The following is a 15,379-nucleotide window of genomic DNA, read 5'->3' as shown; positions in this document are numbered from 1 at the left end:
TTAGTTATCCGACCATTTATCCCGCTATTTGTGGGCAGTAAGATCCTCACCTCAAAATTCAGCGAAAGAAAAGAAGTTAGGTGGGGGATCAACTGCTCGTAAAAGCCCGATTGGTGAGGGCTGATAATCAGTGGGAGATGAAGAACACCCCTACTGATTAAAGTTTCACTTTATTTTTACTATCGTTGGAGGTGTTTAATATGCAATATGCATTTTCACGTATAAGGTTACGTAGTTTTTTTGGATGGATGATTATAGGGATGTTCCTAACAATGATTCCATTAAGTTTATCTGGTGTTTCTGACAATACGATAGAGTTCATGTCACAAATATCAATATTTTTCGTATTTCCACTATTGTGGCTATATTTAAAAACAAGTAAAAATAATGTTGTTTTTAAAAGTTTTTTTGATAAACCGGGACGTTTACATTGGGGGTTAATTGTATTAGCAACGATAATGGGAATGATTTTTTCAGTCGGTATATCCCAAATTCAATTTTATATTTTAGCACATACTGTACCTAATTTCTTAGTTACTATGTTAGAAGATGGAAATGTAATTAATACGAGTAACATATATATGACTATATTTACTTTCATTTCAGCATGTGTATTAGCCCCAATAATGGAAGAGGTTATTTTTAGAGGGTTTTTCTTACAACGAATGGCATACAAATGGGGGATTAAACGAGCGGTTATTATATCCTCTCTTATTTTTGGACTAGGACATTTTGATGTTATCGGTGCTTTCATGTTCGGTGTTATTATGTGCCTTCTATACATAAAGACAAGAAGTATATGGACGAATATTGCTGTGCATGCTTTAAATAATTTGATTGCAACGAGTATGCAATTGGCAAGTGGAGATGGAAGTGACACAATCTCAATTGCGGAATTGCAGGCACAAAGTAATTTATGGATTGGCATTGGACTTGTGATTGTTGGATTACTTTGGTTAATCCCTTACATTTGGAAACAATGGCGTACGGTAAAAGAAGTAGGTGTGCCACCGCTTCGTTTCATAAATGAAGAAAAAGTAGAGAATACATCAGAAGAAAATGAAATATATAGCCAAGTGATAGTAACAGATAGATTGATGGCTGTAGAACTGCCTGATGAAGCTGTAAATAAGCTTCGGTTAGAAGAAAATGATTATGTAACAGTTTCTGTAGAAGAAGATAAAATTGTTATAAAGAAAGCGTATAATAGATAATTAAAAAGTAGCTCCTAAAGAGCTACTTTTTAATTTGTAATAATCTCTACACGAAAATTATTACCGTTCTTTACATATTTAATATCTGTAACGATCCGAACTGTTTTTAGAAGTTCAACTTTTTCACCAATTCGAGGGATGGTCGGAACATTGTCCCAAATACCAAGCAAGTCATCTAATTGTGCCGTTTTTTCATAAAACCAGATTTTCAATGTAAAGCCCCTTTCTCGAACTTTATGTATTTTAATACATAATATATTATTTTTATTCTTATTGTAAGGGGTTTTTCAATATTTTATGAATAAAAATAAATTAATCTTCTGGGAAGATATGTTCAATGTCCGGAGTAAGAGCTACTTCTGATAATACGATATGAGAAACTGTCGTTGCATATGAAGAAACATCATTAATAAATTCTTCAAGTTCTACGAGTGAAGGAACAGAAATTTTTACAATATAGCATAAGCTTCCTGTTACTCGGTAACAAAAACTTGCAGATGGATAAGACTGAATAAACTGTTGCATACGTGTTGTATCACCATTTTTTAAAGTGATTTCTAAAATACAGTCTAAAACAAGTCCTGCTTTCTTATAATCGATATCGATTGTATATTTTTGAATAACGCCTTCACTTTCGAGTTTACGAACACGTTCTGTGGTAGACGGAGCGGATAAGTTTACTCGCTTTGCTAATTCGCGCATGGAAAGACGACTATCATTATATAATTCATTTAAAATTTTTCGATCAACACGGTCTAGTTGCATTTGTAAATAAACCTCCAGTAAAATGATATTTTTTGTAAAGGAAAAATATAAATTAAGATTCATATGAAATGTAAAGTGAACTTTATTTATTTTACAATAAAACAGAAGGAAATAGGAGGGGAAATGATGGAGAGGATTTCATTATCAAATGTAGGAGATACAAAGTTTCAAAAGTTATTAGGTCATAATCCGGATATATTACATTCGTGGAGTGAGTTAGAGGATACAATGTACAATAAAGGAACTCTTTCAGCAGAGTTGAAGGAGCAAGTGAGACGAACATTAGCGTATGGGAATGAATGTCCGTACTGTATGGCAAAGGGAAGACCTGATGATATGCAAAAGGTAGAAGAAATGAGTGTAGCAGTTACTTTTGCGCATACATTTGTTCATGATCGAAAGGCGATAGATGATAATATGTTTCATGTCTTAAAACAATATTGGACGGAAAAAGAAATTGTAGAGCTTTGCGCGTATATTTGTTTTATTACTGCGTCGCAGCAACTTGGTTTTCTGTTTCAATTACAGCCCAATTAAATAGGAGGATAGTATGCTTAATCAAGTAGCACTTATAATCATTGATGTACAAGAAGCATTCAACTCGCCGTACTGGGGCACGGGGAATAATTTTTTTGCGGAAGAAAATATGAAAAGTTTGTTAGAGGAATGGAGAAAAAGGAAACTGCCAGTTTTTCATATTCAACATGTAAATAAAGAAAATGTCCAGTCGATGTTTTATCAATATGTGGAAACGGTAAACTTTAAAGAAGAAGTGCAACCAATGCCAGATGAAATAATAATCCGGAAATCCGTTAATAGCGCGTTCATTGGGACAAATTTAGAAGAACAATTAAGAGAGCAAAAATGTAATACTGTAGTGATTGTAGGATTAACAACAAATCATTGTGTGGAGACTACAACACGGATGGCAGGTAATTTAGGATTTACAACGTATGTAGTGAGCGATACGACGGCTACATTCAATCGTAAAGGTCTGGACGGGATAGAGTATAGTGCAGAGGACATTCACAATATGGCACTTGTAAACTTACATGATGAATTTGCTAAAATCGTTACGACTGAAGAGGCTTTGAAATTATTTTAAGAAAATAATTGTGGAATTATGTAGAAAAAAATAAGAATATTTCGTATAATCTAAGTATAATCATTTTGAAAATAGGGGTGTCATCATATGAAGAAAATTCCAGTGAAAAAAATAGAAGAGGTACTCGTTTTAGCAGGGGATGATAAACAAAAGCAAAAGGAATTTTATGAATTGCTCTTAACAACTGATTTTTATGTTGCTGGTTCATTAGAAGCAGAGGACGGAGCAACAGAAGGGACACTTCGTTTACGTCATTTCCAAGGAGAGGATAGATGGATCGTTCCATTCTTTACGCAATTGGAATTTGTAAAAGATGTGTTGCCAGAAGGGACACCCCTTATTACGATACGTGGAAAAGAATTATTTGGTAGCATCGAGAAGGATGCGACAGCTGTATTAAATGTTGGAACAGATATGAGTAAAACATTTATTCCAGAAGAAATCGCAGATATCTCATCTGGACGAATCTTTAATTATTATAAGTAAAAGGAAAAGCTTAGTAGCTTTTCCTTTTTAATTTGAACATGGAGTGGCTATACCAGTAGAAATAGAAACAGTTTTGTTATTTGTATTTATTGTTGCTGTAGCTCCGAGGGGAATACCGATATTTGGGTTTATATGTCCAATTGGTAAACCGAATAGCACAGGTATATTATATGGTGTGAAATACTCATATAATATTGTTTGCAATGATTGGGATGGTTTAGAAGGGGTGCAGTCGTGACAACTTGTAAAAATAACGCCACTGCATTCATTAAACTGTCCAGATAAAAGTAGTTGATTTAACATCCGGTCAATGCGGTATGGTTCTTCACCAATATCTTCAAGCAATAAAAGTTTATTTGCCGTATTTATCTCATAGGGCGAGCCAATTATACTTGTTAATACAGTTAAATTCCCTCCAACTAATGTGCCTGTAACTGTACATGGAGAGTTAGGTACGATACATTCTGATGCATATAAGATAGATGAATACGGATGGAAAAGTTGATTGAAAGAAGATAAAGAGAGAGAATCTATACCTTTGCCTAATTCTTCAATCATTGGACCATGAAAAGTAACCAGCTCCGCATAACGTGAAAAGGCGGTATGCAAAGCCGTAATATCGCTATATCCCCAAAAAATCTTTGGATTCTGTTGAATAATTTCATATTGAATGTAAGGGAGAAGGCGAGCGCTTCCGTAACCACCCCGTGCACAAAAGACGGCTTTGACCTCAGTATTTGTAAATGCTTCATGTATATCATCAAGACGAACTTGATCACTTCCAGCTAAATATCCATATTTTCCATAAACACTCTTTCCAATTATTACGGATAATCCCATCTCTTTTAATACGTTCACGCCCTTTAAAACATTTTCGGGTGTTGGTGGGCCTGATGGAGCGATAACCATTACAGTGTCACCTTGTTTTAATGCATTTGGATAAATCATTGTATTCCCTCCTTCTCTTTCAATATATTCGCGTAGCGATGGTTCAATCCTTGTAAAAGAAGGGGAAAGTATGTCATATAAAGAAGGTATAAGGAAAGTAGGAGGGAAAATGATGTTTACAAGCCGAGTTACAGAAATATTACAAGTGAAAAATCCTATCATACAAGCGGGGATGGCAGGTGCCATTACAACGCCAGATCTCGTTGCCGCTGTAAGTAATGGCGGAGGGTTAGGTACGCTTGGAGCTGGCTATATGAGCCCAGAACAAATTCGTGAAGCTATTTATAAGATAAGGGAGTTAACAGATAAACCATTTGGTGTTAATTTACTTGTAACAAAAGAGGTAAAGATAGAAGAAGAAAAGGTAAAAGAGGCGAACGTATTACTGGAAGCGGTGAATAGAGAACTAGGTATAGAGGGAGAGCAGGTACTAAAGCTGCCGAAAAGCTATAAAGCGCAATTACAAGTATTATTAGAGGAAAAAGTACCGGTCGTTAGTTTTGCATTTCAAACATTAGAAAAAGAAGAAATAGATGAATTAAAAAAAAGAGGGATAAAAGTTATCGGAACAGCTACCCATGTAGCAGAAGCGAAAGTACTTGCCGCGTTAGGGGTTGATATTATCGTCGGGCAAGGTAGCGAGGCAGGAGGGCATAGAGGGACGTTTATTGGGAAAGAGCGTGAATCTATGATTGGTACGTTTGCGCTAATTCCGCAATTAGTAGCAGCGGTACCTCATATCCCGATTGTTGCAGCAGGTGGTGTAATGAATGGGCAAGGGCTTGTTGCGGCATTTGCGTTAGGGGCAGAAGCTGTTCAAATGGGATCAGCCTTTTTAACGAGTGAAGAAAGTATTACACATGATGCATATAAAGAGGCCGTATTACAAAGTACAGATACGAGTACAACTGTAACCCGTGCGTTTTCCGGGAAATATGCACGGGGTATTCGTAATGAATTTATAGAGAGACATGAAGAAAAAGAAGAAGAGCTCCCAATGTATCCAGTACAAAATGTATTAACTTCTAAAATACGCCAAGAAGCAGCGAAGCAAAATAAGGAAGAGTACATGTCGCTTTGGGCGGGACAAGCATCATCATTAGCACGAATAGAGCCAGCTCAGCACGTAGTGAAACGTGTCATGAATGAAGCGGAGAACGTAATTGAACAATTACAAAATGTATATAGAAAAAGACCACTTGAATAATTCAAGCGGTCTTTTCATTAGTTTGCTTTATAAAATTGTTGGATGGCCTCGTCGATGTAAACCCAGCCCTTCCAACCTAAGTGCATATGATCTTTTAAGAAGTACTTATCATATTCATGATTTGAGAAGTCAGCAATTGGGTAGCCAGCTTTCTTAATTTGTTCATGAACTTTATTGTAGTATAATTCGCGTTTTTCTTTCGGGAAGCCAGCGTAATCATACCAAGGACCTTTTACAGGAACAGAAATGAAGAGTGGTTTTGCACCAGATTGTTTTAATAAATCAAGTACAATTTGTAAATCTTCATACTCTGGTGATTGGTCATAAGCATCATTTTTTAAGTAACCTTCACGTTGCTTTAATTTCTTCTTAATTTTGCTATTGAAGTAATCATCTTCGATACCATATTCGTTCGATCCAGATTCTACTGCGCCCGTTTGATCTGCATGTTTACGAGCCTCTTCCCAGTTCATTTGTTTTAATGAAGGGTCAAGTTTTTCTTTATGCGGTTTAATATCAAACATTGCTGTAAATAAATCTTTACGATCTAAAATGTTACGATAAATATAAGCGAAAGGTTTAGCAGCAAGTGCTTTTACTTTATGCTTTGTATCATCATAAACGATACCTTCAAGCGAAACTTTAAGTAAAGTTTCTTTCTTAACGATCTCAAAGTTTAGTAAACGTTTTGCAATTTGTTTTTTCATCTCAGGCTTTAAGTCATCATTGAAAAGCAAGTGATAGCCTTGTTGTTTTGAAAAGTTAGGTGCAAAGTGTGTTTCATCAATACCTTGTGGCACAAACCATTGCGGAGAAAGAACGAATACCATTTTCTTGTCTTTCAATTGATCCATTGTAGATGCAAAGTTTAATACGTGTACAAGGTCTTGTGTTCCGCCGCGTCCAAGAAGGAATGGTGTGAACCCTTCAGGCTTTACTTTGAAATAATTTGATGGATGGAAAGCATCCATACGTGCGAATTCCGATGAACCGTACATCGGAATATATTTCGGATCTGCTAACATCTTTTGCTGTAAAATCATACTTTGAATCTTTTCTTCTTTTAAAGAAGTCGCAGCTTGTTCTACTTTCTCATCACTTAAAAGTGGAAGTAGGAAGCGCGTCGGAATAAGTAAGAATACAGCAAAAAGGGCCAATGCTAAAAGCATCGGACCAAATTTTGCTTTGTTCATCGGATTTCTTCCAACTTCTTAATAACCATATTTGGTGTAGCCCACTCATCACGGTCAAAATCAGAAATAGACACTTCAATATCTAAACGCTCTTGGAATTCAACTAATAAAGATACTACAGCGAAAGAATCAAGAATACCTTCTTCGAATAATTGAACATCTAAGTTTTCTTTCACAATATCGTTTTCACATACTTCTTCTAAAATATCTAATACTTGCTCTTTGAATTCTGCCATTTTTAAAATCTCCTTTATATCCGAATATATTATATGTGCAACTTCTTAATGGAATAAGAAGGGTGCATTAAAAGTATCTGTTAAGGTGTCCAGAGAAGATTAGGAAACCGAAACATACAACGTGGAACGTAATTACAATTGCAAGGACATGCGTAAATTTATTATTTGGCCAAAACTTATGCTTCTTGTTTTTTCGTTCGAAAATATCGAACAAGATAAACAAGGCAGCGTGATAAAGACCATAAATAATGTATTGATACACATGCTCACCAGTAATATGCCATATTCCCATGATGAAAAAGTTTAAAAATGCACCGATATACGAAATTGTGTAACGGTTTTTAATTAGCTTTTTCTTCGTTGCAAAAAAGACGAAACGCATGTAAATAAAGTCACGGAACCAGAATGATAAACTCATGTGCCAACGGTTCCAGAAGTCTTTAATATTACGACTAATAAATGGTTTATTAAAGTTTTCTGGAGTTTTAATTCCCATCATATAACTTACACCAATTACAAATGAGCTATAACCAGCAAAGTCAAAGAATAAATATAAGCTATAGCTATACATGTAAATCATATTTGATAGGATTGTATCTTGTTGAGCGAATGCCGGATCCATAAAATATTGCTTTATTAAGTAAGCAATAATAAATTTATACAAGAAACCTTGGAAAATACGGTTTAGCCCTGTATATAGTAAGTTTTGATATTCTTCTGCACTAGGTGGCTTTTGAATATCTTTTTGGAATCTGCGGTAACGATCGATAGGTCCTGTTGAGATAGCCGGGAAGAATAAAACGAATTCCCAAAAATTAAAGAAGGAAAGCTCTTTAATTAAATTATCACGAACTTCAAATACCATTTGTACTGCTCTAAATGTTACATAGGACATTCCTAAAAATACGACAAACTTTAGCTCAGGTACAAACGGTGCGACTTTTGCCAAAATAAGCGGTAAAATCGATAAAATAACAGCTATATAAAACCTAGATGTACTATTATTTTGTTTTCTTAATAATAAATAGCCTTTAATAAGGGCATATTGCCAAATAATAAATGCGGCTAACATTATTGCTTGCTTTGGTTTATCAGAGAAGATAATAACAAGCATTAATAATGTTAAAAAGGCATTATATTTACGCAACATTTTACCTTTTAATCCAGCTATGATAGTAGGTATTAATAAAATGCCCACTATAGCGAAAAAATAAAATGATCCATACGCGGTCATGCTGTAACCTCACTCAATAATTTTTTGCGATCTACCTTTCCATTTGGTGTCATTGGAATAGAAGATTGATACATGAATTTACGTGGAATCATGTAGTTTGGTAAACGCTCATTGAGTTCTTTTTTGATTGCAGATGTTAATTTGAATTCTTTTTCAAATGAATGCTCACCAGGAACAACAACCGCTAATAAATAATCGTATTTTTCACCTTTTTTAATTGGAACAATAACTGCTCCTTCTACGTAAGAACACGCACGAAGATGATGCTCAATTTCTTCTAATTCCATTCGATAACCATGAAGCTTAATTTGGAAATCAAGACGACCATTATAGAATAGAAGACCATTTTCAACATAGCCAGCATCGCCTGTTTTATAGGCGCGCTCACCGTCAATAATAGTAAATGCTTTTTCTGTTAATTCAGGGCTTCCTAAATATCCAACGCTTACGCTTGGACCGACAATTACGATTTCACCTTTTTCACCATCAGGTGCAATCGTGCCACCTTCTTTCATAATAAGAAGGCGACAGTCTGATTTACAGTAGCCAACTGGAAGTGATTTGTATTGATCAAGCACTTCTTCTGTAACGTGAATACCTGTTACAGCGACAGTAGCTTCTGTTGGACCATACGTATTCATAATTGTAGCTTTCGGGAAACGCTCAATTAATTTTCTAGCCACTTCATTCGGTAATACTTCACCGCAGAATAAGAATGTTTTCATGTTTGGTAGCATACTCTCAGAGAAAGATGCTTCCATTAAACACATTTCTGCGAAAGATGGTGTCGAAGTCCATACTTGTATATCCGATTGCTCTAAAGAAGCAAACAAGTCTTTTGGACGTGCAATCATATCTTTATCGATTGCCCAAAGTGTACCACCTGTTACTAATGATGGGTAAATATCCATTACAGATAAATCGAATGAGAAAGGTGCTTGGTTTAAGAATACTTGCCCTGTTTGTAAGTTGAAATCTTCTACAGCCCATTTTGTAAAGCTAACAAGGCAGTTATAAGTAATCTGAACCCCTTTCGGATTACCTGTACTTCCTGATGTGTAAATAATGTAGAAGTTCTCATCACCTTTTACCGCATGTTCAGGATTTGGAATGTTCCCTTTATGAGTAAAGAAAATATCTTTTAAGTTGTCTTCACTTACGATGCGAACTGGTAAATCAGTTACAGTTACTGCTGTTCCTGATAAAAGTAATTTCGCACCAGAATTTTCAGCGATACGTTGTACACGATCAGCTGGGATAGATAAATCTACAGGAATGTAAGCATGTCCAGCTTTTACACATCCTAAAAAGTTAATAATCATTTCAGGTTGCATATGTCCATACACCATGATTGGTGAACGATCATCTGGATACTCAGAAGAAATCCAATGTGCTAACGCATCAGAATCTTCCTTTAATTGTTTGTACGTAATTTTCGCATCTCGCCAAACAAAAGCGGTTTGATCAGGCGTTTCTGCAGCCCACTTTTCAATTTGTTCTAATAACTTCATAACGTTCCCACCCTAGAATTCATTGTAAATAAATGTACTTGTGTTTGTATCATGGAATCCATACAACCAAAGTAATGCAAATAAAATTGCAAGGTAATAAACCGTCTTTGCAACCCATTGTGTGAGTGGTCGAGACCATATCTCTTTTAATCTTTCCATGTCTTTCCCTCTCTTAATGAAATAATAGCTCTTTGTAGGTATCATGTCCTACATTATTGTGAAAAAAACAAAATTCCACATTTTAGGTAAAAATAAGACAAAAGGCTCTTTTCTGATATTAGCACTAAATACTAAAAAAGAAAATCCCTAACTTAGCAATTATATTACATTCAGCATGAATTTGTAACGAGTTTGACATGTAAATAGGAAGTGGATTGTGTGAATGTATAAAAGTGGTCTGGGAGAATGTATAGAAATGTAATATTTGTTTGAGTTTCTTCATAGTTAATGCATGAATTGTTAAAGTTTCATAAGAGGAGGAATTTCTGATGAAGAGGATGTGGAAGGATCTTATTTCAGAAGAAAACATTATTAAATGGAGACAGCATTTTCATAAATATCCGGAATTATCATTTCATGAAAAAGAAACTTCACAATTTATATATGAAACATTATGCTCATTTTCTTCTTTAGAAGTAACGAGACCGACGGAATATAGTGTACTAGCAATTAAAAGAGGGACGGGACAAGGGAAGGTAGTTGCGATTCGAGCTGATATAGATGCTTTACCAATTCAAGAGGAGACAAGAAAATCTTATACGTCTGTGAATAAAGGAATGATGCATGCATGTGGACATGATGCTCATGCAGCTATTTTGTTAAGTACAGCAGAGGTGCTATCAAATATAAAGGAAGGTTTTGTAGGTGAGATTCGTCTCTTCTTTCAGCATGCAGAAGAGGTGTATCCCGGCGGGGGACAAGAAATGGTTGAGGCAGGTGTGATGGATGGTGTTGATTATGTAATAGGTTTACATGTTATGTCAGGACTCGAGAGCGGGAAAATCGGAATTGCGTATGGGCCGATGATGGCGGCACCAGACGTATTTACAGTTGAAATTCAAGGGAAAGGAGGGCATGCGGCGAGGCCAGAAGAAACGATAGATCCTATTGCTATCGGAGCGCAGATTATTACAAATTTACAACATATCGTATCAAGAAATACAAGTGCTTTCATGCAAAGAGTTGTTTCAGTTACGCAGTTTCATGGGGGAATGGCTGATAATATTATTCCTAATGCAGCAACTTTAATGGGAACTGTGCGTTCTTTTAATCAAGCGTTAAGAATAGAAGCAGAAGAGAAAATTGAGCAAATCGTGAAAGGAATTACAAAGGCACATGGAGGAAAGTATACATATACGTATCGATACGGATATGATCCGGTTATTAATGATGAATATATTACGAAAGTAGTAGAAGAAAGTGCACTATATTTGTTTGGGAATGAGCGTGTTGTGAAGCTTGAACCTTCTATGGGAGGAGAAGATTTTTCAGCATATTTAAGAAAGGCACCGGGTTGCTTCATTAAATTGGGGACGGGGAATGAAAAGGTAGATACTTGTTATCCGCATCATCATCCGAAATTTGATGTAGATGAATCAGCTTTAATTTATGGAGTGGAATTATTTTTAGAGACAGCGATAAGACTACTAAAATCATAGAAAAGTATAAAAAAAGGCAACTGCGCTCTATCGCAGTTGCTTTTATTTCTTTCCGTCAGAGAGGGCTGAGAAAGAACTATGCTCATTTATAGTATATGAATAGCTAACGGACAAGCTTGTACATTTTCATCATTTTTTTTAAAATAGTTATTGACATTGATAATCACTGTCAATTAATCTAAGGGTAGTTGAAATTGATAATTATTATCAATAGGATGGATGAGACATGTTAATGAGAAAAAAATTTCACCTTCTGCGGAGGGGATTAAAAGATAAAAATAAAGATGTTGATCAGCATATGGAATGGCAACGAAATGTAATTCGTTCTGAATATGTAGATGAGAAGAGTCCGCTTCCAACAGAAAAAGAGATACAAGGTAAAAGGAGAGATTCAGTTGAGTAAGTTAGTAATGATTTTTGCAAGTATGAGTGGAAATACAGAGGAAATGGCTGATCATATTGCGGGTGCAATTCGTGAAACAGAAAATGAAATTGAAGTTATCGATATTATGGATTCACCAGAAGCTTCTATACTAGAACAGTATGATGGAATTATTTTAGGTGCTTATACTTGGGGAGATGGTGACCTTCCTGATGATTTCTTAGATTTTTATGACGCAATGGATTCTATTGATTTAAATGGGAAAAAAGCCGCAGTATTCGGGTCATGTGATTCGGCTTATCCGAAATACGGCGTGGCGGTTGACATTTTAATAGAAAAGCTACAAGAGCGCGGAGCTGCAGTTGTGTTAGAAGGACTAAAAGTAGAATTAACGCCAGAAGATGAAGATGTAGAAAAATGTTTACAGTTTGGAGCTGAATTTGTAAAACACCTTTCTTAATGGCAGAAGGGAGATGAAGAGCAAGTGCATGAGAAAATCGCAATCAAAACGATGACAGATTATCATTTGTATGATTTTATGCGTTGTCCGCATAAATTTTATTTCCGTCATATAAAAAGAAGAGAACCTTCTTCATTTGAATGGCAACAAATCGCACAAATGATTGTGAATCGAATTATTAATGAATATTACACACTACCTGCGGGCCAACAAACGAAAATCGTACTTTTAATATTAATAGAAAAGTATTGGAAAAAGGTAAGGATTAATATGTTTGCTTCAAAGACGGAGTATTATATTGTGTTAGCGAAGTTAACGGATCACTTATTACAGTTTGTTGAAAGAGATGATAGTCAGACACCGCCGTTATTTTTATATGAAAAATTTCAAACATATATGGAAGAGTTAGGTGTCCACATGTCATTGACATTAGAAGTTGGTGAGTGGAGTACTGAGTCGTTTGTAATTAAAAAGTATGTTGTCGATGCGGATGAGGAAATGCTTGCTCTTTGTCAAAAGTTAATGACAGTATTCAGCTATAAAGCTTTCGGCATTCTTCCAGGAAAAATTGAAGTTATTAATTTAATAGAAGGAACTAAGTATGAGTACATTCCAAAACAGGAAGATATTATAACTGGAATGGCTGATTTATCTAGAATGAAAGAAATGTTGCAGCAACCTGAGCACTATACAGAGCGTCATTTTCGTTCTGAGTGTATGAGTTGTGCGTTTCGTAGTGAATGCCAAAGGGAAGAAGTAAAGAAAGAAGCGAAGCAGAAGAAAAATATCGTACATTAAAGGATGCAAATTTGCATCCTTGTTTGTTATTGACATGAAAAGCTTTTCATCATTTACCGTATATTTGTAGCAGATTAATAAAGGGAGGAATAATCAATGAAAGATGAAACGAAAGTATTTCAATGGTTAAAAGAACAGAATGCTCCTTTTGGGATTCAACTGCAAATTTTACAAGCGTTTCAATTGTATAAAGTCATTGTTGAAATGGATAAAAAGTTAATGATGTATGAGGAGAAAGAATATAGGGAGAGAATTTAATCTCGGCCCTGTAATATCGCTTTCAGTTGTTTTACACTCGCATTTAATTCTATTTCGTTATTTGTCTCAATGTTATAAATAAGGTTATGTAGTAAAGGGCTGTATTGATAAAAACTAGTGACGCGGTGAATGAGTAATGGATCAGGATGAGAACTAAGTGTACTGTATTGTTCGTATACAGATGTAGTAAATTCACGTCCGAAATCATAATATAGTCCAGCAAAATCAAAAGCAGGATCGCCAATTTGAGCATCACCGAAATCGATAACTCCTGAAATGGTTTTGTTTCGGCTGTCAAATAAGATGTGATGATGTGTAAAGTCAGCGTGAATGATTGTATTTTGAAAGGTAGATTTAGCTATATCGGCAAAGAAGTTTTCGAATAAACAATTTAACGCTGATTTCTGTAATGAAGTAAAACTGTTAGTAAGATATTGATTTAATTTTGTTTGTAGCTCTTTCCAGTAGGTAAGTGTTTTTTCGATAGGGAATCCCAGCGTTTCAACACGTTTTAAAGGAATACTATGTAAAGTCGCAAGGAAAGTGGCTAACTGTGTAATAATTACTTCAAGTTCTTTTTTCTCTAACTTGGCAACTATTTCAGTTTTTAACGGTTTACCATGAATGAGAGGATAATAGCTACAAAATGGAACAGTATCACAATCATTCTTATACAATAGGTGATACTTAGGAATTTCGATTCTTTGTAATGAATGAGAAATAATGGTGCATAGTTCTTTTTCTAACGGAATTCGGTTTGCATATTCAAGTCTTCGCGGGAAACGAAAGAGTAGATCGTCATTTATAATAACCGCTATATTATCCCAGCCTTCTTCATTTTGCTTATATGAATGTATAGAAAGGTCAGGCAGGGCTTGTTTTATATATTGCTTGTAATAATTCATAGTCACTCCTCATTTCTAATTGAAAGTTAAATTATTCCACTTTATAATATCAGAATCTTCTTTCTTTGTGGTGATCTATAATTGTAATTTGAAGGAAGGTTGGTGTGTATTACGAAGAAAAGAATGTTAATCATTTCTATATGTATCGCTTTTGGTTTGTTTTGGTCATATAAAGAGACAGTTTTTGCTACCTTTAAACCGATAGATCAGTACGAGTTAAATCAGGAAATAAAGAACAAGGGTATAGAAATTTTAACTGATAAAGAAGTGAAAATGATAGGAGAACACTTTGTGACAGCGCAACTATCAGTGTTTGAGTTTGATAATAAAGAAGATGTGAAGATAAAAAGCGAAGAGCTATTTATAAATAGAGGGCATGAACAATTAATGAAAAATTATTATCCAAATCGTTTTCGGAATTTAGAGTGTAAATTTACAAACGAGGAGATACGTGAAATGACGGATGAGAGTTTTCGCTATCATGCTGTAGCGTACGTTGCTGATACTGAAAATGGTAAGAGAAGTGAAATGAAATTATGATATGAAAATTGTAAAGGTTAATAATATATTTATGGTGTTGGAGCACAAGCAGTATGTACAATAAAAAACCCTCTAGTAGAAGAGGGACTTTAAAGATTTTCATTCTGTTGCCCAAGTTCTTTTTGAGCAATGTATAAGTTTCCTTGCTCAACTTGTTTAAGTGTATGAACAGAATCCCCTGCATATCCTTTTTCTGTTTTAACAGTTCTTTTTGAACGATTAGAATCTTGTTTCTTCATATAATAGACCGCCTTCCATTAAAAATAAACGAAAATGATGAGTACGAGTAACACAGCAGCAAAAATGGTAATGCCCATTAAAAAAGAAGTGTTTTTATATTTAGGTGGCTTATGTACATCTTGCCGATATCCAGGTGAAATTTCAGGGGCGAATTCTTCATCAAATGATTGTTTCTTTTGTTTTTCGTCCATATGTATCCACCTTTCTTTTTCATTATGTTACACGTTACAAGAAAAAAT

The 15,379-nt window shown here is 35.0% G+C and carries 21 protein-coding genes and 1 pseudogene; 11 read left to right on the top strand and 11 right to left on the bottom strand.

Annotation, left to right across the window (positions count from 1 at the left end; translation table 11 throughout):
- Positions 1–200: 200 nt before the first annotated feature.
- Positions 201–1,214: a CPBP family intramembrane glutamic endopeptidase gene (locus BAU23_RS19565; protein ID WP_001198828.1), complete on the top strand. Its 1,014-nt coding sequence runs from the start codon at positions 201–203 to the stop codon at positions 1,212–1,214.
- 29 nt (positions 1,215–1,243) lie between these two features.
- Here BAU23_RS19565 and BAU23_RS19560 read toward each other — a convergent pair whose 3' ends face one another.
- Positions 1,244–1,426, bottom strand: coding sequence for a DUF3913 family protein (locus tag BAU23_RS19560; RefSeq protein ID WP_000707108.1), 183 nt, complete (start codon positions 1,424–1,426; stop codon positions 1,244–1,246).
- A 100-nt stretch (positions 1,427–1,526) separates the two neighbouring features.
- On the bottom strand, positions 1,527–1,979 hold the full coding sequence (locus BAU23_RS19555) for an Lrp/AsnC family transcriptional regulator (protein WP_001175507.1): 453 nt from the start codon (positions 1,977–1,979) through the stop codon (positions 1,527–1,529).
- A 63-nt stretch (positions 1,980–2,042) separates the two neighbouring features.
- Here BAU23_RS19555 and BAU23_RS19550 point away from each other — a divergent pair, with 63 nt between their 5' ends.
- The 3 genes from BAU23_RS19550 to BAU23_RS19540 all read left to right on the top strand — a co-directional run bounded on the left by BAU23_RS19550 (position 2,043) and on the right by BAU23_RS19540 (position 3,570).
- The gene (locus BAU23_RS19550; protein ID WP_002075096.1) at positions 2,043–2,516 is read left to right on the top strand and encodes a carboxymuconolactone decarboxylase family protein; all 474 of its coding nucleotides are present in this window, start codon (positions 2,043–2,045) and stop codon (positions 2,514–2,516) included.
- 13 nt (positions 2,517–2,529) lie between these two features.
- Positions 2,530–3,084, top strand: coding sequence for a cysteine hydrolase family protein (locus BAU23_RS19545; RefSeq protein WP_000934364.1), 555 nt, complete (start codon positions 2,530–2,532; stop codon positions 3,082–3,084).
- A gap of 87 nt (positions 3,085–3,171) precedes the next feature.
- The gene (locus tag BAU23_RS19540; protein ID WP_000723762.1) at positions 3,172–3,570 is read left to right on the top strand and encodes an SseB family protein; all 399 of its coding nucleotides are present in this window, start codon (positions 3,172–3,174) and stop codon (positions 3,568–3,570) included.
- Between the two features lie 27 nt (positions 3,571–3,597).
- Here BAU23_RS19540 and BAU23_RS19535 read toward each other — a convergent pair whose 3' ends face one another.
- Positions 3,598–4,518 carry a S66 peptidase family protein gene (locus BAU23_RS19535; RefSeq protein ID WP_000640082.1) on the bottom strand — a complete coding sequence of 307 codons (921 nt, stop codon included), beginning with the start codon at positions 4,516–4,518 and terminating at the stop codon, positions 3,598–3,600.
- A gap of 70 nt (positions 4,519–4,588) precedes the next feature.
- Between BAU23_RS19535 and BAU23_RS19530 the strand changes: the two genes are divergently transcribed.
- Positions 4,589–5,725 (top strand): NAD(P)H-dependent flavin oxidoreductase, encoded by a 1,137-nt coding sequence (locus BAU23_RS19530; RefSeq protein WP_016128999.1) that lies wholly within the window; start codon positions 4,589–4,591, stop codon positions 5,723–5,725.
- 17 nt (positions 5,726–5,742) lie between these two features.
- Here BAU23_RS19530 and dltD read toward each other — a convergent pair whose 3' ends face one another.
- The 5 genes from dltD to BAU23_RS19505 all read right to left on the bottom strand — a co-directional run bounded on the left by dltD (position 5,743) and on the right by BAU23_RS19505 (position 10,058).
- On the bottom strand, positions 5,743–6,918 hold the full coding sequence (dltD, locus tag BAU23_RS19525) for a D-alanyl-lipoteichoic acid biosynthesis protein DltD (RefSeq protein WP_071735039.1): 1,176 nt from the start codon (positions 6,916–6,918) through the stop codon (positions 5,743–5,745).
- Positions 6,915–7,154: a D-alanine--poly(phosphoribitol) ligase subunit DltC gene (gene dltC / locus BAU23_RS19520; protein ID WP_000807310.1), complete on the bottom strand. Its 240-nt coding sequence runs from the start codon at positions 7,152–7,154 to the stop codon at positions 6,915–6,917. Before dltC ends, dltD begins: the two co-directional genes overlap by 4 nt.
- Positions 7,155–7,221: 67 nt before the next feature.
- On the bottom strand, positions 7,222–8,388 hold the full coding sequence (dltB, locus tag BAU23_RS19515; RefSeq protein ID WP_000127920.1) for a D-alanyl-lipoteichoic acid biosynthesis protein DltB: 1,167 nt from the start codon (positions 8,386–8,388) through the stop codon (positions 7,222–7,224).
- Positions 8,385–9,899: a D-alanine--poly(phosphoribitol) ligase subunit DltA gene (dltA, locus tag BAU23_RS19510; RefSeq protein WP_071735038.1), complete on the bottom strand. Its 1,515-nt coding sequence runs from the start codon at positions 9,897–9,899 to the stop codon at positions 8,385–8,387. The genes dltB and dltA overlap by 4 nt, the downstream gene beginning before the upstream one ends.
- A gap of 12 nt (positions 9,900–9,911) precedes the next feature.
- Positions 9,912–10,058 (bottom strand): teichoic acid D-Ala incorporation-associated protein DltX, encoded by a 147-nt coding sequence (locus tag BAU23_RS19505; RefSeq protein WP_000440293.1) that lies wholly within the window; start codon positions 10,056–10,058, stop codon positions 9,912–9,914.
- A gap of 329 nt (positions 10,059–10,387) precedes the next feature.
- Between BAU23_RS19505 and BAU23_RS19500 the strand changes: the two genes are divergently transcribed.
- From BAU23_RS19500 to BAU23_RS30275, 5 genes are all read left to right on the top strand, one after another.
- Positions 10,388–11,557 carry an amidohydrolase gene (locus tag BAU23_RS19500; protein ID WP_000827670.1) on the top strand — a complete coding sequence of 390 codons (1,170 nt, stop codon included), beginning with the start codon at positions 10,388–10,390 and terminating at the stop codon, positions 11,555–11,557.
- 226 nt (positions 11,558–11,783) lie between these two features.
- The gene (locus BAU23_RS30280; RefSeq protein WP_000929010.1) at positions 11,784–11,960 is read left to right on the top strand and encodes a hypothetical protein; all 177 of its coding nucleotides are present in this window, start codon (positions 11,784–11,786) and stop codon (positions 11,958–11,960) included.
- Positions 11,953–12,399 carry a flavodoxin gene (locus BAU23_RS19490; protein WP_000041145.1) on the top strand — a complete coding sequence of 149 codons (447 nt, stop codon included), beginning with the start codon at positions 11,953–11,955 and terminating at the stop codon, positions 12,397–12,399. The genes BAU23_RS30280 and BAU23_RS19490 overlap by 8 nt, the downstream gene beginning before the upstream one ends.
- A 24-nt stretch (positions 12,400–12,423) precedes the next feature.
- On the top strand, positions 12,424–13,197 hold the full coding sequence (locus BAU23_RS19485) for a hypothetical protein (RefSeq protein ID WP_000544552.1): 774 nt from the start codon (positions 12,424–12,426) through the stop codon (positions 13,195–13,197).
- Positions 13,198–13,293: 96 nt separating this feature from the next.
- Positions 13,294–13,455 carry a hypothetical protein gene (locus BAU23_RS30275; RefSeq protein WP_000651091.1) on the top strand — a complete coding sequence of 54 codons (162 nt, stop codon included), beginning with the start codon at positions 13,294–13,296 and terminating at the stop codon, positions 13,453–13,455.
- Here BAU23_RS30275 and BAU23_RS19475 read toward each other — a convergent pair.
- Entirely contained in the window at positions 13,452–14,360 is a 909-nt protein-coding gene (locus BAU23_RS19475) for an aminoglycoside phosphotransferase family protein (RefSeq protein WP_001110362.1), read from the bottom strand. The genes BAU23_RS30275 and BAU23_RS19475 overlap by 4 nt on opposite strands.
- 123 nt (positions 14,361–14,483) lie before the next feature.
- Here BAU23_RS19475 and BAU23_RS19470 point away from each other — a divergent pair.
- Positions 14,484–14,964, top strand: a pseudogene (locus BAU23_RS19470) (biotin transporter BioY).
- A gap of 25 nt (positions 14,965–14,989) precedes the next feature.
- On the opposite strand, the gene BAU23_RS30270 reads toward BAU23_RS19470, so the two are convergent.
- Positions 14,990–15,139, bottom strand: a complete 150-nt coding sequence (locus BAU23_RS30270) for a hypothetical protein (protein ID WP_000743737.1) — start codon at positions 15,137–15,139, stop codon at positions 14,990–14,992.
- A gap of 18 nt (positions 15,140–15,157) precedes the next feature.
- Positions 15,158–15,331, bottom strand: a complete 174-nt coding sequence (locus tag BAU23_RS19460; RefSeq protein WP_000343684.1) for a hypothetical protein — start codon at positions 15,329–15,331, stop codon at positions 15,158–15,160.
- Positions 15,332–15,379 lie beyond the last annotated feature (48 nt).

Origin of the sequence: Bacillus nitratireducens (genome assembly GCF_001884135.1) — a bacterium.
GTDB lineage: Bacteria > Bacillota > Bacilli > Bacillales > Bacillaceae_G > Bacillus_A > Bacillus_A nitratireducens.
Note: the sequence above shows the minus strand (reverse complement) of the source record. Positions and strands in the feature narration are given on the sequence as shown.